Below are 937 nucleotides of genomic sequence, written 5' to 3'. Positions count from 1 at the left end.
CTGGTGTGAGCAGAACCAAATCACCCAGTCGCAGTTTTATTACTGGCAGAAAAAACTCACAGTCTCTTCGCACGAACCGGACAGTGTCATCGTCCCGCTTTCGATGCCGTCATTGCCGATGGCTCTGGTTATCGAAACACCCTGTGGCTATCGGATCTCGGTTAACGATGCCTCGGCAATGGCACTGCTGCCGCAACTCATCCGGTGCCTGCCATGATCACCACGCCCGCCGGCAGCGTTTATCTGGCCACCGGGGTCACTGACATGCGCAAATCCATCAATACCTTAGGGCTACTGGTAGAAGATGTGCTGGAACTTAACCCGGTAGGGCCGCACTGGTTCGTGTTCTGCAACCGCCGCCGGGACAAGCTCAAAATCCTCCAATGGGACACCAACGGGTTTTGGCTCCACTACCGTCGGCTGGAAAACGGCAAGTTCAAGTGGCCCCGGCACCCGCAAGACACGGTGGCGATGGAAATCACGGCCAGGCAACTGCGCTGGCTACTTGATGGCCTCAACTGGCAAAATGCCGTTGCGCACCAGCCCATAAACGGGCTGAAAATCTCGTAAAAACAGTGAATTAAAATGGTAAAACCTACTGTTTTTACTATACTTTTAGTATGCAAAAGGAACTTGATAAGCCAGTCGGCATCACCCCGGAAATCCAGGCCTATATCGATGGCCTGGTTCAAAACATCAGCCAACAATACGAATCCCGCATTGCCGAAATGTGGGAGCAGTTCCGGTTGGCACAAGCCAAGCGCTACCTGCCGCAAAGCGAGAAGTTCCCGGCGCAGGGCTGCCTGTTCAATGAAGCCGAATCACTGACCGACACCGGGCCGTCCGACGACGAACCGGAGATGGAAACCGTGACCTACACGCGCAAGCGTGGCCGCAAACCCATCAATCCTGACTTGCCCCGCGAGGTTATCGAGTA

General features: G+C 54.7%; 3 protein-coding genes. All 3 read left to right on the top strand.

Annotated elements, in window-relative coordinates:
- A partial coding sequence (gene tnpA, locus NHN17_RS25840; protein WP_255045538.1) for an IS66 family insertion sequence element accessory protein TnpA occupies nucleotides 1–217 on the top strand: 217 nt, incomplete at its 5' end.
- Nucleotides 214–570 (top strand): IS66 family insertion sequence element accessory protein TnpB, encoded by a 357-nt coding sequence (gene tnpB, locus NHN17_RS25835; protein ID WP_255045537.1) that lies wholly within the window; start codon nucleotides 214–216, stop codon nucleotides 568–570. The genes tnpA and tnpB, both read left to right, overlap by 4 nt.
- Nucleotides 571–620: 50 nt before the next feature.
- A partial coding sequence (locus NHN17_RS25830) for an IS66 family transposase (RefSeq protein ID WP_255045536.1) occupies nucleotides 621–937 on the top strand: 317 nt, incomplete at its 3' end.

The sequence above is a fragment of the Photobacterium pectinilyticum genome, from assembly GCF_024357955.1.
Classification (GTDB): Bacteria; Pseudomonadota; Gammaproteobacteria; order Enterobacterales; family Vibrionaceae; genus Photobacterium; species Photobacterium pectinilyticum.
Note: the sequence above shows the minus strand (reverse complement) of the source record. Positions and strands in the feature narration are given on the sequence as shown.